The organism is Gilliamella sp. B3464, from assembly GCF_026536145.1.
In the GTDB taxonomy this organism is placed as follows: domain Bacteria; phylum Pseudomonadota; class Gammaproteobacteria; order Enterobacterales; family Orbaceae; genus Gilliamella.
The window spans coordinates 316,365-339,719 of record NZ_JAFNOQ010000002.1 but is presented as its reverse complement, the minus strand read 5'-3'; the positions used below and the strand labels follow the sequence as shown (position 1 = coordinate 339,719).

22 protein-coding genes and 3 tRNA genes are annotated in these 23,355 nt (G+C 35.9%); 7 read left to right on the top strand and 18 right to left on the bottom strand.

Going from position 1 to position 23,355, the window contains the following annotated elements:
* The first annotated feature begins 22 nt into the window (after positions 1 to 22).
* Positions 23 to 1,879, top strand: coding sequence for an exodeoxyribonuclease V subunit alpha (gene recD / locus J3U57_RS03895; protein WP_267343741.1), 1,857 nt, complete (start codon positions 23 to 25; stop codon positions 1,877 to 1,879).
* A gap of 438 nt (positions 1,880 to 2,317) precedes the next feature.
* Here recD and J3U57_RS03890 read toward each other — a convergent pair whose 3' ends face one another.
* The 12 genes from J3U57_RS03890 to trxB form a co-directional block, all read right to left on the bottom strand.
* Positions 2,318 to 3,043, bottom strand: coding sequence for an amino acid ABC transporter ATP-binding protein (locus J3U57_RS03890; protein WP_065634203.1), 726 nt, complete (start codon positions 3,041 to 3,043; stop codon positions 2,318 to 2,320).
* Entirely contained in the window at positions 3,040 to 3,741 is a 702-nt protein-coding gene (locus J3U57_RS03885) for an ABC transporter permease subunit (protein WP_065634202.1), read from the bottom strand. Before J3U57_RS03885 ends, J3U57_RS03890 begins: the two co-directional genes overlap by 4 nt.
* Before the next feature lies 1 nt (position 3,742).
* A complete protein-coding gene (locus J3U57_RS03880) occupies positions 3,743 to 4,477 on the bottom strand; it encodes an amino acid ABC transporter permease (RefSeq protein WP_065799040.1) in 735 nt (244 codons plus the stop codon).
* An 80-nt stretch (positions 4,478 to 4,557) separates the two neighbouring features.
* Entirely contained in the window at positions 4,558 to 5,466 is a 909-nt protein-coding gene (locus tag J3U57_RS03875) for a glutamate/aspartate ABC transporter substrate-binding protein (protein WP_267333222.1), read from the bottom strand.
* A gap of 229 nt (positions 5,467 to 5,695) precedes the next feature.
* Entirely contained in the window at positions 5,696 to 7,237 is a 1,542-nt protein-coding gene (gene lnt, locus J3U57_RS03870) for an apolipoprotein N-acyltransferase (protein WP_267343742.1), read from the bottom strand.
* Complete coding sequence (corC, locus tag J3U57_RS03865) at positions 7,230 to 8,102, bottom strand: CNNM family magnesium/cobalt transport protein CorC (protein WP_267333220.1); 873 nt, start codon at positions 8,100 to 8,102, stop codon at positions 7,230 to 7,232. Before corC ends, lnt begins: the two co-directional genes overlap by 8 nt.
* A gap of 73 nt (positions 8,103 to 8,175) precedes the next feature.
* On the bottom strand, positions 8,176 to 8,640 hold the full coding sequence (gene ybeY, locus J3U57_RS03860) for an rRNA maturation RNase YbeY (RefSeq protein ID WP_267333219.1): 465 nt from the start codon (positions 8,638 to 8,640) through the stop codon (positions 8,176 to 8,178).
* 19 nt (positions 8,641 to 8,659) lie between these two features.
* Positions 8,660 to 9,130 carry a 23S rRNA (pseudouridine(1915)-N(3))-methyltransferase RlmH gene (rlmH, locus tag J3U57_RS03855; protein WP_267333218.1) on the bottom strand — a complete coding sequence of 157 codons (471 nt, stop codon included), beginning with the start codon at positions 9,128 to 9,130 and terminating at the stop codon, positions 8,660 to 8,662.
* A gap of 4 nt (positions 9,131 to 9,134) precedes the next feature.
* Positions 9,135 to 9,452, bottom strand: coding sequence for a ribosome silencing factor (gene rsfS, locus J3U57_RS03850; protein ID WP_065634195.1), 318 nt, complete (start codon positions 9,450 to 9,452; stop codon positions 9,135 to 9,137).
* A gap of 178 nt (positions 9,453 to 9,630) precedes the next feature.
* Positions 9,631 to 11,262 carry a heme ABC transporter ATP-binding protein/permease CydC gene (gene cydC / locus J3U57_RS03845; RefSeq protein WP_267343743.1) on the bottom strand — a complete coding sequence of 544 codons (1,632 nt, stop codon included), beginning with the start codon at positions 11,260 to 11,262 and terminating at the stop codon, positions 9,631 to 9,633.
* Positions 11,256 to 12,974, bottom strand: a complete 1,719-nt coding sequence (gene cydD, locus J3U57_RS03840; protein WP_267343744.1) for a heme ABC transporter permease/ATP-binding protein CydD — start codon at positions 12,972 to 12,974, stop codon at positions 11,256 to 11,258. The genes cydC and cydD overlap by 7 nt, the downstream gene beginning before the upstream one ends.
* 12 nt (positions 12,975 to 12,986) lie before the next feature.
* Positions 12,987 to 13,940, bottom strand: a complete 954-nt coding sequence (trxB, locus tag J3U57_RS03835; protein ID WP_267333215.1) for a thioredoxin-disulfide reductase — start codon at positions 13,938 to 13,940, stop codon at positions 12,987 to 12,989.
* A 320-nt stretch (positions 13,941 to 14,260) separates the two neighbouring features.
* Between trxB and J3U57_RS03830 the strand changes: the two genes are divergently transcribed.
* Positions 14,261 to 14,446: a hypothetical protein gene (locus tag J3U57_RS03830; RefSeq protein WP_065633294.1), complete on the top strand. Its 186-nt coding sequence runs from the start codon at positions 14,261 to 14,263 to the stop codon at positions 14,444 to 14,446.
* 67 nt (positions 14,447 to 14,513) lie between these two features.
* On the opposite strand, the gene J3U57_RS03825 is transcribed toward J3U57_RS03830, so the two are convergent.
* Complete coding sequence (locus J3U57_RS03825; protein WP_267343745.1) at positions 14,514 to 15,179, bottom strand: NAD(P)H-dependent oxidoreductase; 666 nt, start codon at positions 15,177 to 15,179, stop codon at positions 14,514 to 14,516.
* Positions 15,180 to 15,187: 8 nt separating this feature from the next.
* Positions 15,188 to 16,450 (bottom strand): AmpG family muropeptide MFS transporter, encoded by a 1,263-nt coding sequence (locus J3U57_RS03820; RefSeq protein WP_267343746.1) that lies wholly within the window; start codon positions 16,448 to 16,450, stop codon positions 15,188 to 15,190.
* Positions 16,451 to 16,716: 266 nt separating this feature from the next.
* Here J3U57_RS03820 and J3U57_RS03815 point away from each other — a divergent pair, with 266 nt between their 5' ends.
* On the top strand, positions 16,717 to 17,706 hold the full coding sequence (locus tag J3U57_RS03815) for a 2-hydroxyacid dehydrogenase (RefSeq protein WP_267333258.1): 990 nt from the start codon (positions 16,717 to 16,719) through the stop codon (positions 17,704 to 17,706).
* 56 nt (positions 17,707 to 17,762) lie between these two features.
* Positions 17,763 to 18,842, top strand: coding sequence for a lytic murein transglycosylase B (mltB, locus tag J3U57_RS03810; RefSeq protein ID WP_267333212.1), 1,080 nt, complete (start codon positions 17,763 to 17,765; stop codon positions 18,840 to 18,842).
* 118 nt (positions 18,843 to 18,960) lie between these two features.
* Here the strand turns inward: mltB and J3U57_RS03805 are convergent, their stop codons facing one another.
* Positions 18,961 to 19,773, bottom strand: a complete 813-nt coding sequence (locus tag J3U57_RS03805; RefSeq protein WP_267343747.1) for a sulfite exporter TauE/SafE family protein — start codon at positions 19,771 to 19,773, stop codon at positions 18,961 to 18,963.
* Positions 19,774 to 20,079: 306 nt separating this feature from the next.
* Between J3U57_RS03805 and J3U57_RS03800 the strand changes: the two genes are divergently transcribed.
* The 3 genes from J3U57_RS03800 (at position 20,080) to J3U57_RS03790 (ending at position 22,678) form a co-directional block, all read left to right on the top strand.
* Positions 20,080 to 20,499: an OsmC family protein gene (locus J3U57_RS03800; RefSeq protein ID WP_065633299.1), complete on the top strand. Its 420-nt coding sequence runs from the start codon at positions 20,080 to 20,082 to the stop codon at positions 20,497 to 20,499.
* A gap of 111 nt (positions 20,500 to 20,610) precedes the next feature.
* A complete protein-coding gene (locus J3U57_RS03795) occupies positions 20,611 to 21,966 on the top strand; it encodes an APC family permease (protein ID WP_267343748.1) in 1,356 nt (451 codons plus the stop codon).
* Between the two features lie 85 nt (positions 21,967 to 22,051).
* Positions 22,052 to 22,678, top strand: a complete 627-nt coding sequence (locus tag J3U57_RS03790; protein WP_267343749.1) for a LysE/ArgO family amino acid transporter — start codon at positions 22,052 to 22,054, stop codon at positions 22,676 to 22,678.
* Positions 22,679 to 22,894: 216 nt separating this feature from the next.
* On the opposite strand, the gene J3U57_RS03785 is transcribed toward J3U57_RS03790, so the two are convergent.
* The 3 genes from J3U57_RS03785 to J3U57_RS03775 form a co-directional block, all read right to left on the bottom strand.
* Positions 22,895 to 22,970, bottom strand: a tRNA-Lys gene (locus J3U57_RS03785).
* Between the two features lie 20 nt (positions 22,971 to 22,990).
* Positions 22,991 to 23,066: transfer RNA gene (locus J3U57_RS03780), tRNA-Val, on the bottom strand.
* A 35-nt stretch (positions 23,067 to 23,101) separates the two neighbouring features.
* Positions 23,102 to 23,177 (bottom strand) — tRNA-Val (locus J3U57_RS03775).
* Between the last annotated feature and the right edge of the window lie 178 nt (positions 23,178 to 23,355).

Here is a 23,355-nt window from a genome sequence, read left to right as displayed (position 1 = left end):
GATCAGATAAAACGAATAACGTATGCTAACACAGTGGTTAAATCAGTTTAAACAAAATAGTCAAATTAATTTACTCGATATTCATTTAGCCCAGTTTTTAACAAAAAAAGCTCAACTAGCTGATGATATTGTCGTTAAACGTTTGGCTTTTTTGGTTTTATTGCTCAGTTTTGAGGTAAGAGCGGGGCATGTTTGTTTGGATATTTCCCAAATAAACGAGCAAAACTATGATCCGCAGCTTTGGCGTGATTTAGCTTCCCCCACTTTGCAAGATTGGTTAACCACTATTTTGCAAGCACAAAATAATCAGATAATCAGCGACGGCACGTTGCTTTCACCGCTTGTATTTATTGATAATAGACTCTATTTTCAACGTATGTACCTAGATGAAAAGCAAGTTGCATCTTATTTTAATCAACCCTCATCTGAACAACAATTAGCATCACAGGCTGATTTAATTACGATTTTAGATCAATTATTTACTCAACGATCGGCGTCCATTGATTGGCAAAAAATCGCTGTAGCAGTGGCGTTAACGCGTAAAGTGGCTATTATTTCGGGTGGACCTGGTACCGGTAAAACCACAACAGTGGCTAAAATATTAGCTGGCATTTTGTTAACCAATCCTAATTCTCGCATTGTTGCAACTGCTCCAACGGGGAAAGCTGCATCAAGGTTAACACAATCACTTAGCCAAGCCATAGCACAATTGCCTGTTAATCAAAAAATTAATATTAAGGCTGAAGCCATTACTTTACATCGTTTATTGGGCGCTAAAGCAGATAATCGTTCTTTTCATTATAATAAACAAAATCCTCTTCACGTTGATGTATTGGTGATTGATGAAGCATCAATGGTTGATCTTAATATGATGTCGCGAGTGATTGATGCATTACCCGTTGCGGCACGTTTAATTCTATTAGGAGACAAAGACCAACTTTCATCGGTTGAGGCTGGCGCGGTATTTGGTGATCTTTGCGCTTTTATTGGTAAAGGCTATAGCCCTTCACGCGCCAAGGAGTTAACGCAATTAACCGGTTATGTTGTGCCGAGTGAGCAGAAAGTTGCAACAATTACCGATAGTATATGCTTATTACAAAAAAGTTACCGATTTGATCAAACCTCAGGTATTGGTGTATTGGCTAATGCGGTAAAAGAGGGCAGTGTTAGCAAGGTAAAAGCACTGCTCATGAATGCTGAATTTAATGACATTCATTTCTATAATTTAGCATCAAAACAGACCTATCAGTCTATTTTAAATGAAAGTGTTAAACATTATTCAGATTATTTAAAGGCAATAAAGTCTAGTGGTGATAATGATATTATGTCCATTTTAGCTAAGTTTGCCAACTATCGCCTGCTTTGTGCTTTGCGATCAGGAATGTTCGGTGTTAGCGGCTTAAACTCACAAATTGAATCTCTATTAGCTAACCATAAGTTAATTCACATAAAAAATAAAGAAGCATGGTATATCGGCCGACCTATTATGATTTTACGTAATAGTGCCGCATTAGGGTTATATAATGGTGATATTGGCATAGCCCTACCTGCTGAGCATGATAGTAGTAAATTACGTGTGTATTTCCCTTTTGCTGATGGTTCAATCAAAGGGTTTTCACCCTTCAGGTTACCTGAGCATGAAACGGCTTATGCAATGACTATTCATAAATCACAGGGTTCAGAATTTGATGATGTAAATATTATATTGCCAACTGATTATTCACCATTACTCAATCGCTCTTTACTTTATACTGCAATTACGCGAGCTAAAAAAACTGTATCGATTTATGCCGATACTCAAATTTTAGCACTTTCCGTTAAAAGTCAAATACATCGTGAAAGCGGGTTAGCTCAACAAATAGAAAATACTTGCCCATAACATAGTGATGGTAACGTTTTTAGTCTAAAAAGTTTGCTAATTGTTTTAGTCAATAATAGTGTTAAGCTGTTTAAGTTCGTAAATATAATTAGCGGGTAGGATAATTTAGGTAGCCTAGACATAGCTTCTGGAATAATTTGTTATGCGTTTTTAAAATACCAAATTGATGGTGCATAGTTTATTATTTTCTTAAATCAATCCTTATTTATTGTTAAGCTATTTAGATATACCTCATTACTGGCAATATTTGACTTGCAAAGATAACTCATCAATTTTAGTGAAGGTTTTTTGTCAAACTAACTAGATAAAAATAAACGTTGTTAATACATCATGAAGAATGATTTATCTACATAATTTTTTTATGTAGATGATAAGCAGTAATCTAGGTAAACAGCACTTGCTATATTAACCAAGTGCTGTTTATTTTTATGATGATAATTAATGAATAATCTTCGCTAAAAAGTCTTTAGCACGATCTGATTGTGGATTAGTAAAGAATTGTTCTTTTGAGGTGTCTTCGATGATCTCACCTGCATCCATAAAGATAACACGATGTGCAACTTTACGAGCAAAGCCCATTTCATGCGTCACTACCATCATAGTCATACCTTCATAAGCTAACTCTACCATAACGTCCAACACTTCATTAACCATTTCAGGATCGAGTGCAGATGTTGGTTCATCAAATAACATAACAATAGGATCCATACAAAGTGCACGGGCAATTGCTACTCGTTGCTGTTGTCCACCAGAAAGCTGAGCAGGGTATTTATCTGCATGCGCCAGTAAACCTACACGTTCTAATAGATTTAAAGCTTTTTCACGCGCCTCTTCATCTGCTCTTCCCAATACTTTGATTTGAGCAAGGGTTAAGTTTTTTAATATTGTTAAATGGGGAAATAATTCAAAATGCTGAAACACCATGCCTACTTTAGATCGAAGTTTAGCTAGGTTGGTCGATTTATCCGTGATTTCTGTGCCATCTATAATAATTTTACCCTTTTGTACAGGTTCTAAACCATTTACAGTTTTAATTAGTGTTGATTTTCCTGAGCCAGATGGGCCACAAACAACGACTACTTCGCCTTTTCCCACTTTTGTTGAGCAGTTCTTTAATACTTGAAATTGTCCATACCATTTTGATACATTTTCTAAGGAGATCATCGATTTATCCCTTTTTTGAAATAATTAACTAAACGTGAAGCAGTAAAACAAATTATAAAATAACTTGCTGCTGCAAAAATAATCATAGAATATTTTACCGTGCCACCTTGCACGTTGCCGATTTGTGTCACACTTGCGCCAAATAAATCAATCAAGCTCATGACGTAAACTAAAGATGTATCTTGGAATAAGATAATACCTTGAGTGAGTAATAGCGGTACCATTGATCTAAATGCTTGCGGTAAAATGATTAATCGCATCGCTTGCGCTTTGGTCATACCGAGTGCGTAAGCAGCGTGATATTGGCCTTTAGCGACAGCGTTAATACCTGCGCGAATAATTTCAGAATAGTAAGCTGCTTCAAATAAAGCAAAGGCAATCATTGCTGATACAACGCGAACATCGGCATAAGGTGGTAAGTTAAATACATATTTAATAACTTGCGGAAGCGCTAAATAGAACCATAACAGTACTAAAAGTAGTGGGATGGAACGAAATAAATTCACATAGCATTTAGCAAATATGTTAAGTATTTTGTTATTTGATAAACGCATTAATGCAAGCACTGTTCCCCAAACAATGCCAAAAACGACCGCATTGAGTGTAATTCTTGTGGTCAACCATAAACCACTTAATAAAAGATGATAGTTGTCTGATACTAATGAAGGTATATTAGCAATCCAATCGAATAACTGCATTTTATCCTCCATGATTCATGTTAGGTAAGCGCGTATGTTTTTCAACAATTCGCATAATAGTCAGTACTGCATAATTGATTAACATAAATGCAATAGTGACGCCACAAAGTATCTCCACAATACTATTAGTCGATTCATTAATGCGATCAATTTGACCAATGAGATCGATTAGCCCAATAGTTGACGCCACAGATGAATTTTTAATGATATTCGTCATTTCTGAGGTTAATGGTGGAATTATACGTCTATAAGCATTAGGTAATAGAATGTATATGTATGCTTGACGATTCGTTAATCCAAGTGCGATAGCCGCATAACGTTGACCTTTAGGTAAAGTCTGAATACCTGTTCTTACTTGTTCTGCGATACGTGCTGAAGTAAATAATCCTAAAGCAATTGCTGCTGTGATAAAAGAGCTGACATTTGGCGATAAGCCAGATATAAACCATGTTTTTAAGCTACCTGTTAAAATTTCTGGAAATAACATATACCATAAAAACATTTGTACAAGTAATGGAATATTACGAAACAGCTGAATATAACTTGCCGCAAAGTTATTAAGAAACTTATTGTCAAGTGTTCGGCATATCCCGACCAAAGATCCTAACACAAAGGCAATGATCCAAGCGGTCACAGCTAACGACACTGTTACAAAGATGCCATCTAATAGCCAGTTTAAGTAAATCCCATCACCATAAGGGGTGGGTTCAAAAAATAGTGTCCAATTAAAACTCATAATATATTTAATTCACTAATTTAGGTTATGTACTAAATGTTAATACATTTAGTACATGGATTAGAAAGATAAGAATAGTATTAATCTAATGCTTTATCATTAGGATTTGCAAACAGCTCAACCATTTTTGGTGAAATTTCAAGTGCCATGTTGGCGCCTTTTGGTGGAACAGGTTGAGTGAACCATTTGTTGTAAGATTCAAGTGCTTTTCCTGATTTTTGTGCGTCAGAAATAGTTTTGTCCATTAATTGTTTAAATTGAACATCACCTTTTCTTAACATACAGCCATAAGATTCATAAGATAATGGTTCGCCAACAATTTTCCAATCATTTGGTTTTATTGCACGCGAACGTTCCCCAGCAAGTAACGCATCATCCATTAAAAATGCTTCAGCACGTCCTGTTTCAAGCGCATTAAATGCATCACCATGATCTTTAGGGGTAATAATACGAATACCTAGGTTTTCTTTAGCATTGATTTGATTTAAACGAATTTCAGACGTAGTGCCGGCAGTGGTAACCACATTTTTGCCTTTAAGATCTTCAATACTTTTAATATTACTGTCCGCTTTTACTAAAAAGCGCGTACCAACAATAAAAATACTATCTGAAAAATCGACAGTTTTTTGACGTTCAAGATTATTCGTTGTCGAACCGCATTCAAAATCATAAGTGTAGTTATTTAGTAGTTGAATACGTGTTTTAGACGTAACTGGTAAATATTTTACTTTAAGATTTGGTAAATTAAGTTCTTTTTTAACTGCATCGACAATTAAATTAGAATAATCTTGCGAATAACCAATAACTTCTTGATTATCACCGTAGTAGGAAAACGGAATTGACGATTCGCGATGACCAACAACAATCACACCACTTTCTTTGATTTTAGCTAATGTACCACTGAGTTCTTCTGCAACTGCAGTTCCAGCCATTAGACCTAACATTGCAAATGATAAAACTAATTTGGTTAATTTTGTTTTTTTGTTCATAGTCATCTCCTACTGTTTATTTTGTATCATATTAAATTTATTTAATATTTTTACAAAGGGCGTATATTATAACTTATTTTTTAGCATAAAAGTACTTTTTACTGTTTATTTATAGATTATTGGAGCTAGATACATTAATTGATATTTTGCATTTTTAGCAATTAATGAAGCCTCAGGTTTTAGTTGGAACTCAATTTAATTTAAGCAATAATTATGCCAGTATCTTAAATTATGAACGTTTTTTTATAAAAGTGATAATACACATGAATAGGATAAGAACATAATAAGGTAGATTTCCCCATCTTGCATAAGGGGTTAAACCAGTGGTTGGGGATAATGTTGCATTTAACACACCTTCAGTAAATGCAGGTATTTGCTGAATAATATAGCCTTTTTTATCAATAATTGCAGTTATGCCATTATTGGTACTACGGATTAAGGGTCTGCCAAACTCTAATGCTCTTGCTTGTGCCATTTGTAGATGTTGTTTTGGCCCAATACTATCACCAAACCAAGCATCATTTGATACAGTCAGTAAAAAATCAGTATCCTGTTGAAAGTTATGCCATATGTAATTAGATAAAATCACTTCGTAGCAGATTGCCGTTGTAAATTTAAATCCTTGCATTGTTAATTGGGGTTGCTTTTTATCGCCTTGTTTCATTGATGACATAGGAATGTCTAGCAATGCGGCAATCGGTTCAAGTACAGATTCTAACGGAATAAATTCACCAAAAGGGACTAAATGATGTTTTTGATAACGATTGGTTGTTGGATACTGATAAGCTTCTTTACCTCCTAACACTAAGAGCGTATTGTAAATATCACCGTTAGCTTGGTCTTCAGCGTTTTTTAAACGGTAATCAATAATACCCACCGCTATTTCGGAACCTTTAGCCCTCGCTTGGTTATCTAAATAATATAAAAACGGTTGTTGATTTATTTCGAAGTCAGTAATGCTCGCTTCTGACCAGATGATGATTTTATCTTTGCCTAAAGATTGTTGTGTGAGTTGATAATAAGTTTTTAACGTGCTTTCCAATTGTTCACTATTCCAACGTAATGATTGTGGAATATTGCCTTGGATTAACGAAAAGTTGGCTATACGATTCTGATCTACAGTTGTCCAATTAATATCTTTGAGTGAAATTGGTGCAATAAAGATCGCTATTAGTGCAATTATCGCACCAAGCACGTGCTTTTTATGAACCTTGGAGCGCAATTGGTGTAAAATATAAAGTATTAATCCACAGATAATACTAGTAATTAAGTTAACCCCTTCTATACCAATAATAGGAAAATATGCACGCAAAGGGCTATCTAGTTGGCTATATCCAAGCTCTAGCCAAGCAAATCCTGTTAAAATATAGCCACGTAGAAATTCGCTAAATTGCCAAATTACAGGTGCAGTAATAACAAGTTGTTTAAAAGAAAAGGCAGGAGCATAGCGATCCAGCGTTCTTAATAACAGTGCAAAGAGCATTGGATAAAGCGATAAATAGGCAATTAATAGTCCCAATATGACAATAGCCATTGCGGTGGGTAATTCACCATATTGTTTGATACTGATATAAATCCAATGCACGCCACCAACAAAATAACCTATTCCCCAAGTTAACCCTATCAATAAGGCCTGTTTTTTGGATTTGTCAGCAATTAACCATAATAGACCAATAAATGAGATAAAAGCTAAAGGCCAAATATGAAAAGGCGCATAACTAAAAACAGCTATGCCCCCCAAAATTAAACTTAGGAAAAGGTGTTTAAGCATTTTCTGGTAGCTCTAAATTAGGTATAGTTGCACCTTCAGGAATTGTTACATGTAATTGAATGATACGCCGGCGATCGACTATCGTCACTTTAAATTGATAGCCATCAATCAAGATACTTTCGCCGCGTAACGGTAAACGACCGAAGTGTTGCATAACCAGTCCACCAATGGTATCCATTTCATCATCACTAAATGAAGTTGCAAAAATTTCATTGAAGTCCTCAACAGGTGTAAGCGCTCGGACGGTATAAACGGATTGAGATAAACGACGAATATTACGATCTTCGACTTCATCGTATTCATCTTCGATATCACCAACAATCAGCTCTAGAATATCTTCGATAGTAACCAGTCCTGATATACCACCAAATTCATCAATGGCCATTGCCATATGGTAACGCTGCATACGAAACTCTTTCAACATATGGTCAACACGTTTACTTTCGGGCACAATGACCGTTGGTCGTAGGATTTTTTTTAAATCAAAATCAGCAACACCTTGGCGAATAAAAATCAGTAAATCTTTGGCAAGTAGCACACCTTCGATGTGATCTCTATCTTCACTGATCACTGGATAACGGGAATGCCCATGTTCAGAAATGATATCTAAACATTGATCAAGCGTGTAATTGTCTTTGATTGTGATTATTTGAGAGCGGGGAATCATAATGTCACGAACGCGTTGTTCTGCAATATCCATCACACCTTCAATCATATCAAGCGTATCAGGATCTATGAGTTCGTTTTCTTCTGCTTCGCGGATAACTTCGATCAGTTCTTCTTTATCTTTTGGTTCTGAATTAAATAACTGACTTAACCATAGTGTAAACCCTTTTTTGGTTCTCCGGTGATTATCATCACTCATTTGCTCTCTTCCTTTGTTTCGATTTATTGTTTAATTAGTTGTGGTAGATAGTTATATTAACTAAATGCTTACATTAGTCAATTGCTTGATAAGGATTATCAAAGCCTAATTGCCGCATAATGTCTATCTCAATATTTTCCATTTCTTCGGCTTCTTCGTCAAGGATATGATCATAACCTAATAGGTGTAAGCAACCATGAACAATCATATGCGCCCAATGTGAAGTTAGTGATTTATGTTGCTCTTGCGCTTCAGCTTCTACCACTTGTTTACATATGATTAAATCGCCTAATAGTGGCACATCAATTTCAATCGGTGATTCAAATGGAAAAGATAATACATTAGTCGGTTTATCTTTATGGCGATAAGTATTGTTTAGCTGTTGGCTTTCAGCTTGGTCAACAATGCGGATGGTAATTTCTGCTTGATCCATAAATTGTGGTAAAATCACATCTAACCACTGCATTATTTGTGTTTCGCTTGGTAGGTTGTCAGTTTCTTCACTTGCGATTTGCAAATCTAAAATAATTTCGCTCATTTTATTTTCCTAATGACGATTATTCACGATGATAAGGGTGATTGGTGGTCAAGCTCCAAGCGCGATATAAACTTTCGGCAACAATTACCCGTACCAGTGGATGGGGCAAAGTAAGTGGAGAAAGTGACCAACTCTGTTCAGCTGCAATTTTACATGCAGGAGAAAGACCTTCAGGACCACCAATCAGTAAGCTCACATCGCGACCATCGGTTTTCCAGCGCTCTAATTGTTGAGCTAAATTGTGTGTTGTATATGCTTTACCAGGAATATCGAGTGTGACAATGCGATTACCTTTACCGCAAGCATTTAACATCATTTCACCCTCTTTATCTAAAATGCGGACAATATCCGCATTTTTGGTGCGCTTACCGGCAGGAATTTCAATTAGTTCTAAAGGCATATCTTTAGGAAAGCGGGAACAATAATCATCAAAAGCTGTTGTAACCCAATGAGGCATTTTGTTGCCAACAGCAATAAGTTGAATCTTCACTAGATTAACTCCACAGTTTTTCCAGTTCGTATAGTTGTCGGCTTTGTTCCTGCATAATATGTACGATAACTGAATCCATATCAACTACTACCCAATCTGCATCATTTTGACCTTCACTACCTAAGACCAAATATCCTTGTTTTTTTGCTTCATCGAGTAAATGTCCAGCTATTGAGGCAACGTGACGATTAGACGTACCAGTACAGATAATCATATAATCTGTAATACTTGATTTGCCTCGCACATCTAGGGTAACAATGTCTTTGCCTTTTAGATCATCAATTTTATCAATAATAAAATCTTGTAACGATTGTTGCAAAATAATCTCTCTACTGTTAAATATAAAGCGTCATTATAGCATATTTTTTAAATAGAATGGTGGTGATAATACGCCGAACTTTTGGTAGCAAAATTAATTTAGCCGTTTACTCACTTAACAATCACTAGCTATCCCCAATAAACGTTGTGATCATTGGGCAGTAGGGAAATGTAACTATAACTTAAAGTGTAATAACCCGATCAAATAATGGATTATTGGTTAAACGATGAGTAACCATAAGTAACGTTTTTCCAGCACATGTCTGTTTAATTAATTGAATTATCTGCTGTTCGGTTTGTTGATCGAGACTTTCAGTTGGTTCATCCATCAAGATCAAAGGCGAGTTGTGGAGTAAAGCTCTTGCGATACCTATTCGTCGAATTTCGCCTCCCGATAATGTTCGTCCACCTTGTCCAAGGGGTAAATCTAATCCTTGTTCGGTTGCAAGTAGTTTGTCCAGTTCGACTTGATGTAATACCTCTTTTAATTGCTTATCTGATGCTTGGTCATTACCAATAAGTAGATTTTGACGAAGGCTATCACTAAAAATAGTGATAACTTGGGGTACAACGGCAATGACTTTGCGCAAAGTTGGCTCATCGAGTTGTTCGATAGGCGTGTTATTGATAAGAATAGTACCAGAATTGGGTTGCCAGCTACGCGTGACTAAACTTAGTAATGTTGATTTGCCGCAACCGGTTTTACCCACTAATGCTATATGTGCTCCAGCTTCAACCGTTAATGAAAAATGGGTTAATATCGCAAAAGGTTGATTTGGATAACTAAAATTTATGTGATCAAATTGTAATTTCGCTGAATTTAAATCAATTGTTTTGCCATGTTCAACAAACTGTATATCGGGTGTTTGGTTGAAAATATTCGTTGTACGTTTTGCCGAGGCAATGACTTGACCTAAAAAGATAAATGCCGCAGGAATTGGCATTAAAATTTCGTTACTGGCAAGGCAAACAAATACAAATAATGCAACGAGCGGTGATAAGGTATATTGGGTTATGAGCCAAAGCACCAGTAATGTTAAAAAGCCTGCAATTAGTATAACCAGTGCGGTTGATAATGCCACTAAGGTTGATTGGCGTTGTTGGTTGTAAAGCCAGTTTGATTCAAGTTCATCAAGTTTAATTCGGTAACGGCATTGTGCGTTAAATAAAGTGAGCTCAGCTTGCCCTTGTAAATAATTGATTAACAGCGATCGATACTCACTTTGTTGCTGAGCTAGCTGTTCACCCAATTGCTTACCAGCATAATAAAAAATAATGGGCACAGCAAGTAGGGTTACCGTAAGTATAATACAAATGATTAATGCAATGGGTAGATTAATGGTACTTAATCCAATAAATAGCAGCACAATCATGACTAATGCCGTTACAATTGGTGAAAATAATTTTAAATAAAGATGATCTAGTGCATCAATATCAACAATAAAACGATTAAGTAAGTCAGCTTTTTGATAATGCGCTAATTGATTAGTACTTAGCGGCAATATTTTTTTAAAGGCCAACGTTCTTAAATACGCTAAAATTTTAAAGGTCGTGTTATGATCCACTAAGCGTTGCATATAGCGTGAAGCTGTTCGTGTAATTGCTGCCGCACGTACACCTGCCGCCGGTAACATATAATTAAACGTATACAAACCTGCAACACCAACTACCGCTGTTGAGGCTAAAAACCAACCGGATAAAGATAATAAAAAAACACTGGCAAATAACGTCAGTATAGACAGTGATAATCCCAAAATAATTTGCCAAAAATAGTGTTTATACAGTGCAATATAGGGGCGTAAAATGGCTAACATGCATGCTCCTTGCCGTTAATACTCTGTAGTTTTCCCTGTGACAATTGCCATATTTGATCATACTGTTGCATATCTTCATTTTGGTGAGTAATGGTAATCGTGTTGGTCGCAATATGTTGTTGATCAATTTGCTGTACCGTTTGCTTATCTAAGCTGGCTGTGGGTTCGTCAAGAATCAATAATTGACACGGTTTTAACATTGCTCTAGCTAACGCTATACGTTGGGCTTGTCCAACTGATAGTCTCACTGCATCTTCTCCCACTTGTGTATCTATACCAGAGGGCAATTTGGCTATAACATCTAGTAATTGCGCTTTTTTTATGACGGTTTCGAGTTCTTGGTCTGATGCATTTTGTTTACCCAGTAAAATGTTTTCGCGCACAGTGCCATTAATTAAGTAAGGATTTTGACCAATCCAACTAATTTGTTGTTGCCATGTTTTGATCTCTATTTGGCTAAATTCAATATCATTAATGGTTAGCGATCCTTGGTAGGGTAAAAAGCCCAATAATACATTCATTAATGACGTTTTGCCTTCACCACTGGTGCCTATCAAAGCTAGATTGAACGGTGCCTTTAGCGTGAAAGTTAAAGGCCCTACAATAGGCAAGCCTTCGCTAGACATGACGATTAAATTAGTTGCTTTAATCGTCTGTAATGTTTGCTTAAATTCAATATTGGTTTGTAAGTTATGACTTGCTTGTTTTGGTTGCTGTTGGCTTAAAAATGTTTCGATATTATCGGCTGCTGCAATCGCTTCTGCTTTGGCGTGATAATATGTGCCAAGATCGCGTAGTGGTTGAAAATATTCAGGCGCTAAGATAAGCGCAAAAAAGCCTGCAAATAACGTCACTGTGCTATTGTATGAACCAAAATTAAATTCACCTAGATAAGAAAAACCAAAATAGACTGCAACAATTGCAATTGATATTGAAGTGAAAAATTCTAATACCGCAGAGGATAAGAATGCTACTTTTAATACTTGCATGGTTTTGATGCGAAAATCTTCAGATGCTTGGGTTATTTGTTTGGCTTGTTTAACACCTTGATTGAATAACCGAATGGTTGCTAGTCCTTTTAGGCGATCTAAAAAATGCCCACTAAGGTAAGCGAGTGCTTTAAAATGGCGACGATTAATATCGGCAGCCCCCATTCCAACTAAAATCATGAAGATAGGAATAAGTGGGGCTGTACATAGTAATATACCTGCCGCAGCCCAGTTGAACGGTAAAATAGCAAAGAAAATTAATATAGGAACCATACTCGCTAGCCGCATTTGAGGCAGATAACGAGCAAAAAAATCGTGCAGCTTGTCAACTTGTTCAATGAGTAAAGTGCTCCAAGCACCTGTAGTGCTCTGATTTAAATAAGCCGGGCCTAGTAATTCAAGTTGATTGATAAGCTGGTGTCGAATGTTTTTGCGAATTTTTGTAGCCAATGAAAAGTTGATTTTTTCACGAAAATAAATCAATGCAGCACGCGCTAGAAAGGTAATGACGAGCGCTAAAAAATAGGGCAGTACTTTATTTAAATTACGTTGTTCAATAATTAATTTTTGCAAAATAATAGCCAATAGCGCTGCTTGAACAATGATCAAAATAGTGAGTAAAAGGCCAGTTAATAGTGAAGCACGCAAATCAGCTTTATGTAGTTTTGCGTGCTGTTTTAACCAACTAAGTAGATAGGTTTGACGTTGTTTATCTAAAGACATGAAATTTTATTTTTATTTTAAATTATCCAAATAATGCTCGGCATCTAACGCCGCCATACAACCTGTTCCCGCGGATGTAATCGCTTGTCGATAAACATGATCCATCACATCACCTGCAGCAAAAATACCTTCAACACTCGTTTGCGTTGCATTACCTTGTGTGCCTGATTGTACTTTGATATAACCACCATTAAGTTCAAGCTGTCCTTCGAATATTGCGGTATTGGGTTTGTGACCAATAGCGATAAATACGCCCATCACAGAAAGTTGCTCGGTGAGATTGCTATCTTGTGTGCTACGCATTCTAACACCTGTTACCCCCATATTGTCACCCAGTATTTCATCCACGACTTGATGAGTATGCAATATTACTTTACCTTCTTTTACTTTTTCATTTAGTCGATCCATTAATATTTTTTCTGCTCGAAAACTATCGCGTCGGTGTATTAAGTGTACCTCACTCGCAATATTGGCAAGATAAAGTGTTTCTTCTACAGCAGTGTTACCACCACCTACGACTGCAACTTTTTGATTTCGATAGAAGAATCCATCACAAGTGGCGCAAGCCGAAACGCCTTTACTTTTGAAAGCTTGTTCTGATGGTAATCCTAAGTATTGTGCTGATGCTCCGGTAGCAACAATTAATGCATCACAGCTATATTCAGTTTCACTACCGTAAAGTTTGTAAGGTTTCTTGCTAAAATCAACACGATCAATTTGGTCGATAATAATTTCTGTATTAAATCTTTCTGCATGTTCTTTCATTTTGACCATTAATTCAGGACCGGTTAGTTCGGGTGCCCCAGCTGGCCAATTTTCAATTTCGGTAGTGGTTGTTAGTTGTCCACCTTCTTGTGTGCCAGTAATCAATACTGGTGATAAATTTGCTCTTGCAGCATAAACGGCTGCCGTGTAACCGGCAGGGCCAGAACCAAGTATTAATAAACGAGCATGTTTAGTTTTCATATTACTATCCTTATTATTTAAATATTCTGGCTATTAGCAACCAAAGCTGTGCAATTTATAACTGATAAGTTTAACATTATCAATCCATGTCATGAAAAAAAATGATTATTGCAGTAATAGGTTATCGCAATAATTTTTTATTGTTGTAATTTTCAAAGTTTATCTTTATATTTTCATTTTTTTTAAACTATTTTCTTATTTTTAAAACTATATTTTGTTTAATTTCTTTTTTTAAGTCATTAAAATTAATCTTTTAAATTTTTTATAACTTTATTCCGGTTATCTGTTTAGATTACCCGTATAAACTAAAAGGATATAAGATGAATAATACTACTATAGAAAAAGTCGAGTCAGTGCTTTCAAAAATTAGTTGGGCACAACAAATGTTAAATTCGGTGCAACAACAGGTTAATGATCCTCAACTTGGTAATATTTTATCAGGCATTGAGTTTATAATAGATTGCGCTTCTTCTGATGCAGAAGCGCTATATAATTTAGTGAAATAAAGGGTAGTGTGATGTTAGTTGGCTTATCCTTCATCTCGCCTAGTGACGAGTGAAGGCAATTACTGCCTTATTTGTCATTAGGTAAATAAGTTGTCATATCGGCAAGTGGCCAGCGAATATGTGGTGAACTAGGTTCATCAGCCCGATATCCAAAGGCGATACAAAGTCCAACACCAAATACTTGACCGCTGAATTGAGGAATTGTATTTTCAAAAATTTTGATGACTTTATCACTCTCAAACCCACCTATTGCACAGGAATCGATGCCTTTGAAAGCAGCAGCCGTCATCATATTTGCGCTTGCTATATAGATTTGCATTTCTGACCAGTGATTGAGGGTTAAACCGTCAGCGAGTCCATGTTTACAAAAATTGATAAAAGATTGACATGCAATGTCGATAGCGGTTTTATCCTCTGGATTCGGTAAGGTTCGAGCAATGGTTCGACGTAAATAATCACTTTGTAATGTAAAATTATTAGCCTTACGATAAAGGGCAACAACGTAATGCGAGCAGCTAGTTACTTGTTCTTGATCATAACAAATTGCACGTAATTGCTTTTTAATTTTATCATTGCTCACCACAACAAAATGCCAAGGCTCCATGCCAAATGATGATGGAGATTGACGTGCTGCTTCTAGAATATATTCCATATCGATATCATTGATTTTTTTATTGATGTCGAATTTTTTACATGCATGTCTAAATTCAAAGGCCTGATTTAATTGATCCATTTTCTCTCCTAATGTTGTGTATTCCATGGTGCAACTTTAATTAATAATAGCATACCTGGTAAGGCTAAAATCGTACATAAAGTAAAAAAGGTTGTCCAACCTAGATGTTCGACCATCACGCCCGTCGTTGCATTTATCAATGTTCTGGGAATTGATGCGATACTTGTAAATAAAGCAAACTGTGTTGCTGTATAAAGTGGATTAGTAGTTTTCGCGATAAACGCGACAAATGCGGCAGAACCTAATCCCACCCCTAATGCTTCAAATCCTATAACAATGGCTAACATAATTTGTTGATAACCGGTAATGGTTGTAAATGGCCCTTCAATCGATAACCAAGCAAAGCCTAAAATAGAAATAACCTGTACAAAGCCAAAAGCCCAAAGCGCTCGATTAATCCCAATTTTGATCATCAATATTCCACCAACTAACGCACCAAAAACACTCGGCCATAAAGATGCATTTTTAGCAATCCAACCAATATCTAATCGACTATAACCCATTTGTAAATAAAAAGGTGTAGCTAAAGAGGTTGCCATACTATCGCCCAATTTATAAAGAAATATGAAGGCTAAAATAATGATTGCATTTTTAACACCTTGACGAGTGATGAACTCACTAAATGGTTTTATGATGATCGCTTCAAGATTATGATTTTTGACTGGTTGGTTAAGTGGTTCTTTGACCCATAACGTCATAATGATAGCTGGAATCATAAATAGTGCAGTAATAATAAAAACACTATGCCAAGCTAAATAACTAGACAATATAAGCGATAATGATCCAGGTACGAGTCCTGCAATTCGATAGGCATTGGTGTGAATACTATTCCCTAGACCCAGTTCATTATCAAGTAAAAGCTCTCTTCTAAATGCATCTAAAGCAATGTCTTGCGTCGCCGAGAATAGCGCGATAATAAAACAAAGTGTGGCAATGAGCCAAATATTGAGTGAAGGCGATAAAAAACCTAATAAACTAATGGATAAAACTAATATGATTTGCGATATGAGCATCCAGCCTCGGCGTCTGCCTAAATGGAATAATGAGGTATTATCCATAAAGGGGGCCCAAACAAATTTAAAAATATAAGGCATTTGCGTTAAAGAAAATGCACCAATTGTTTTAATATTTATTCCTTCGCTTTCTAACCACGCAGGTAAAAGTTGTAGTAATAAATAAAATGGCAAACCAGATGCAAAACCTGTAAAAATACAGATGAGCATTTTAGTTGTAAAAATGGTTTTAAAGATGGTGTTTTGCGTATTATTCATTATTTAACATTAATGGTTAGTTTTTTTGCAAAGTGTTATCATAGCACATTAATAACAAATAATTGTTAAAGCCAATAAAAAGCGTTTTACTCTGACTAGATTGACTAAACGTAAAAATTTTAACTCGTTTTGACTTATTTTAATAACAATCTTAATCTAGGTAGTTAAACGCTTTTTGGACAGACTTAAAGTAAAAACATTCAAAACAAATAATCACGATATTCATTGCATAAATTTGAAAGAGGTTAATTAGTATGAAAGGTAAAATCAAAATAGCGGTTTTTAGTAGTAAACATTATGATAAAGAACATTTAGAGATTGCTAATAAAAAATATGGCTTTGAGATTGAATACTATGAACATAAACTTAGTCATAAAACAGCAGTTACAGCCCAAGGTTATGATGCCGTATGTGTATTTGTTAATGATGAAGTTGATAAGCAAGTTTTACAAAAATTAGCCCATTATGGCATTAAAATACTCGCATTACGCTGTGCTGGGTTTGATAATGTGGATTTAGCTGAAGCTAAAAAATTGGGTATTACCGTCGTGCGAGTACCGGCTTATTCACCTGAAGCAGTTGCTGAGCATGCTGTTGCGTTAATGATGACACTCAATCGTCGAACTCATAAAGCTTATCAGCGTACCCGTGATGCTAATTTTTCACTGGAAGGTTTAACTGGTTTTAACATGCACAACCGCACCGCAGGGGTGATAGGTACAGGTAAAATTGGTCAAGCAGTTATCCGCATCTTAAAAGGGTTTGGCATGAATATTCTTGCTTATGATCCCTATCCAAATGATATCGTTGTCGAATTAGGTGCTCAGTATGTTCAATTAGACGAACTTTATGCAAAATCAGATGTCATCACGTTGCATTGTCCAATGTCACCGGAAAATTATCATTTATTAAATAAAGATTCATTTAACAAAATGAAAAACGGCGTAATGATTATCAACACCAGCCGTGGTGGCTTATTGGATGCTACTGCTGCAATCGAAGCGTTAAAGCAGACCAAAATCGGTGCGCTAGGTATGGATGTTTACGAAAACGAACGAGATCTCTTTTTTGAAGATAAATCTAATGATGTCATTTTAGATGACGTATTTCGACGTTTATCATCATGCCATAATGTGATTTTTACAGGGCATCAAGCTTTTTTAACTCAAGAAGCATTATTAAATATATCTGACACAACTTTAAATAACATACAACAGATATCAGAAGGAAAAGCAAATCCTAATATTGTTGAGTAACGCCAATAATTTTGGGATATTGCTTATTGTTTTAAATAACAAAATATGGATGAATTATGCAACGTATTGTTATCGTAGCTTCTATGCTTTTATTGCTTGCTGCTTGCACAAGTAACAAGCAATCTTCACCCACACCGATGCAAGAACATCGAGGACATGCGAATGTTAAAGGCGGTGTTTACCTAGAACAAAAACATAATCAACCGCTAACCAATAGCGGTCCGTTAGAAATTACTAAAGAAAAATTTATCGACCGAATGGTCAATAAATATCGTTTTGATCGCCAACAATTGCGAAATGTACTTGCTCAAACAAATAAACTCGATTGGGTGATTAACTTGATGGATAAACAAGCACCAAAAACAGGTGTATCAACGATACCAAATGGCGCCTGGATTCGGTATAAAAATAAATTCATCACTGATAGCAATATACCTAAAGGTGTTGATTTTTGGAATAAGTATGAACCCGATTTGAAACGCGCTTACCAAGAATATGGTGTGCCACCCGAAATTATTGTTGGGATTATTGGTGTTGAGACTGGTTGGGGGCGAGTAATGGGTAAAACAACTATTATTGACGCTTTATCTACACTCGCTTTTTATTATCCAAGACGCGCACAATATTTTTCTGAAGAGCTGGAAGATTTCTTGTTAATGTGTCGTGATGAAGGTGTCGATCCTTTTGACTTGAAAGGATCGTTTGCAGGTGCGATGGGATATGGTCAATTTATGCCATCAGCTTTCCGAAATTATGCTGTAGATTTTGATCGTGACGGACATACCGATCTTTGGAACCCTGTCGATGCGATTGGTAGTGTGGCTAACTATTTTAAAGCTCATGGCTGGAAACGTGACAAAAAAGTGGCAGTTATGGCGAATGGTCAAGCGCCTTTATCACTTGATACTGGGTTTAGTACTAAATATTCGATTGAAACCTTAGCTAATGCCGGTTTGAAACCACAAAGTTCTTTAGAGGGTTACAAAGAAGCAAGTTTACTACGTTTGGATATGGGGGATCGTTATCAATTTTGGTATGGTTTACCCAACTTTTATGCCATAACACGTTATAATCACAGTACCCATTATGCGATGGCAGTATGGCAATTAGGATTAGCTGTTAAAGAGGCAAGATAGCGTTAAATAGATAATTTAATAAAAAAGGTCGCTTTAGCGACCTTATTTTTAAGAAGGAATTAATCTTATCTTTATCCATCCTCGTTATTCGTTACTATTAATAAGTGCTATATTTTCATTACAGAGAAGATACCAATAATTTTAATGCTAACAGTAATAAAAAAATGCCGAAATACTTGATTAATTTATTAATTGATAATTTTTGTGCTATTTGAACACCAACTTTAGCCATGGGTATACTGGCTAGCATAATTGAAAATACAGCTGGTAGATACACAAATCCAAGACTGTATTGAGGAAGCTCTGGAATGTTCCAGCCAGCAATGATATACCCAATTGTTCCACCTATTGCAACTGGCAGAGTAAATGCCGCTGATGTGCCAATGGCTTTACGCATATCGATACCACATTTTTTCAAGAATGGTACCACTAATACACCACCACCTACGCCGACCAATGCCGCAAAAACACCAATAAACGCACCAACAAGCACAAAAACACTATTCCCTGTACTTATTTTTTGAGTGGTTTGATTGTGATTAACTTTACTGGTCTTAAAAATAAATTTCCCGCCAATGTAGAACAGAAAAGCTATAAAGATCCACCTAAGATAGATACCGGGAATATAAGGGGTCATATACGATCCAATTATTGTACCGACAATGCAACCCAATACCATTTTCTTTAACACAGACCATTGAATATTATGGTTTTTATTTTGCAACCAACTCGATGATAAACTCGTACCAATGATTGTTGCTAATGATGAAGCAACTGCAATATGGTTGATCCAGTTGTTACCAAAATTGAAATGGTCAAGTGTAAAAATCAAAGCAGGAACGATTAATGCACCACCACCAATACCGAACATGCCAGCCAGCAAACCGGCAAATGCGCCAATACAGATGAAAATAACAAATTCAACAAGCATTTTAAGTCCTTATAGTGATTAACGTAAAACAAATCACTTATCCATTTGTTAATTAGATAAATTGATCACTGGGTTAATTATTTTAACAACAGTGTCGATTATTTTTCTCATTGGCTGGTTATTTTACCTGACATATTTGAATGGTAGCAATCTATCAAAGAGTAAATAATCAAATATTAGCAATGAGTTTAATCACAATCTAATACGCTAAAAGATGACATAATGATCAAAAAAGCTTATGTTATTGAGTAATTCAAAAGAAGTCACAAAATATTATGACAATTTTATATTGAAAGGAGTGAAATAATGAAAGATCGTTTAAAGTGGATTGATGATTTTGGTTTTTTAGGTGAAACCGCAAGTGGCCACTCATTGGTCATGGATGGAGGCATTGAGCACGGAGGTCGTAATCGTGGCGCTCGTCCAATGGAACTTTTACTGCACGGTGCTGCTGGCTGTATGGCTTATGATATTATCGCTATCTTAAAAAATAATAAAAAAGATGTGCGTGATCTTTGGATTGATATTGATAAAACGCAGGCAGAATCTTCACCCAAGGTTTACACCTCAATTAATTTCCATATTGTGATTACCGGTGTAAATATTGACAATGAAAGCGTTGAAAAAGCGGTAAAGCTTGCGTCAGAAAAATATTGCAGTGCTTCAATTATGTTAGGTAAAACAGCCAAAATGTCTTATACCTATGAGATTAGAGAGCAACGTTAACTATTTTATATAACTTATAATTATAATCTAATAACTAGCTGATCTTAGTCTGTTTTGCATTAATCGTATAACATTCTATTTTGTTGAATGAAATGTAATAAGAGTATGATTATGCAGCAGTTAAAGAAAAATATGCGATTCCGAGATTTAGTGATTTTGGGATTGCTTTTTATTGGTCCAGCAGCACCAGTAGGATTATTTGGTGTGTTATACGCGATCAGTGAAGGTGCCATTGCTTTAGTGTATATTGTCGCTACTTTCGTTATGGCTTTTACCGCGTATTCTTATGCTAGAATGGCTCGTGCTTTACCACATGCCGGCGCAGTTTATGCCTATTGTTCTGTTGGTATTCATCCCAATGCTGGTTTTTTAGTTGGCTGGTTATTGCTACTTGATTATATGTTTATTCCTGCTGTTGCTTATCTATTTAGTGGTATATCACTCAATGCATTGATTCCCGAAGTGCCTGTATGGATCTGGACTTGTTTAGCCGTCGTGATTACCACAACATTAAATTTAATTGGGGTTAAAAAATCAGCAAAAATCACATTAATTATCTTAATTCTTGAAATTATTATCCTATTTGCTGTGTTATTGGTGGGTATTTGGATTATCGTAAATAGTGATATTAGCCGCAATTGGTTATACCCTCTTATTGGTGGTGAGCTATTTACTTGGGGCAAATTATTTAATGCAGTGTCTATCGCAGTTTTATCTTATTTAGGGTTTGATGCAATTGCTACTTTTTCTGAAGAAAATAGTGGCCAACGTAACATAGTGAGTAGAGCGATTATCTGCTGTCTAGTTTTAGCGGGTGCTTTATTTGTAGTACAAATTTATGTTGGTGCTTTACTTAATCCATATAGTGCAGATTATTTAAATAGTCATCCTGAACTAAAAGGTAAAGCTTATTATGACATTGTTAATCACGAAATTAATGTATGGCTAGGATGGTCGTTAAGTTTAATGAAAGCGATCGGTGCATCATTTGCGGCAATGGTTGGGCAGGCTGCGGCAAGTCGTTTATTATATAGTATGGGACGAGATAAACGTTTACCTTCATTTTTAGCCAAAGTTGGTCAAAAAAGTGGTGTGCCAACTGTTGCAATTTTATTTGCGGCGATCTTTAATTTAGTTTTAGTTGTTATTGCGGCAAATAATGATAAGGGGCTGCCTACTTTAGTCTCATTTGTTGATGTCGGTGCATTAACTGCCTTTATAATGTTACATGTTGCAGTAATTGGTTATTTCAAATTCAAAAAAGCTTCTAAAGGATGGCTTTCTTGGGTTTTTGATATCTTAGTGCCTATTGCTGGTATTGTAGTATTATTACCGGTATTAACGCATATTGATAACGATGCAAAAATTGTTGGCGCAGTTTGGTTAGCTATTGGCACTGTCATGCTCTACTTGAATAAAAATCGCAATCAACCGCTTTGGTTAGAACAAAATAACCAAGACAGTTAATCGATTTTCTTCAACGGATATAACAACTTGATTGTAGCACATGATTATATAATAATACCTTCATTTTTAATTAGGTGTTATAACCATGCTTTCAGAAATAGTAAACGGTGCGTTAATTTCAGCCAGCTTAATTATTGCTATTGGCGCTCAAAATTTGTTTGTTTTAAAACAAGGATTATTAAAAAACCATATCTTTTATGTATTAGCCATTTGTTTTGTCTGTGATTTTGCCTTAATGTCTATTGGTATCTTAGGTCTTGGTACGTTTATTAGTCGTAATCCGTTAATTACCAATATATTGGCAATATTGGGCGCGCTTTTTCTAATTTGGTATGGTTTTGGTGCATTTAAAAGTGCGATTAATGGTACGAGTAGCATGCAAATAGAATCGCAAAGTACCGATAATACTAGCCGGGTAAAAGTTGTAATGGCAACCTTGGCCGTCACTTTACTTAATCCACATGTATACTTGGATACCGTTGTCATTGTTGGCGGTATTGCGGGCACGTTAAACAGTCAACAAAAATTGGCTTTTTTGATTGGTGCTGTTTGTGTTTCTTTTATCTGGTTTTTCAGCATTGGCTATGGGGCAAGATTACTTACCCCTTTATTTAAACAAAAAAGAATGTGGGTAATTTTGGACTGTATTGTCGGTGCTGTGATGTTTTATATTGCTTATCGATTAGTTACGTACGTGTTTTTTGCAAATTAGACCAACCAAATTCGATTGATGATTGATAATTCATCGTTTATTTGTTGATAACATTTATTTGAATTATTTAAAATAAATTTGCTAAGTCGTGCATTTAATCTTTCAAGATTAGCATGTAGTGTTGAAAAATTGATTCCAAACAGATTTGTCGAATGCGAGTGTATTCATGGTCACTCTATAGTTATTAAAATAAACTTGAATCGCAATGAAAAAAGATGGTGGGTCGTGAGCGATTCGAACGCTCGACAAACGGATTAAAAGTCCGCTGCTCTACCGACTGAGCTAACAACCCATATAGAAAACTGCTAAAAGTGGTGGGTGATACCGGGTTCGAACCAGTGACCCCCTCCTTGTAAGGGAGGTGCTCTCCCAACTGAGCTAATCACCCCAAATGTTTTATTTCTAAAACGTCACGGTAAAGATTGGTGGGTGATACCGGGTTCGAACCAGTGACCCCCTCCTTGTAAGGGAGGTGCTCTCCCAACTGAGCTAATCACCCTTACCGTGTGGATGTGCATTATAAGGCACGTCTTATTTCAGTCAACCTTTTTTTTTATATTTCTGCAAAAATAGCCTTGTTCGGTTTAAATTTAAACATTTTTTGGATGATACTTCACAAAAACACGTATTTGCGATTTTTATTTTGGCAATGATGCTTATGATTGAGTCATGAAAAT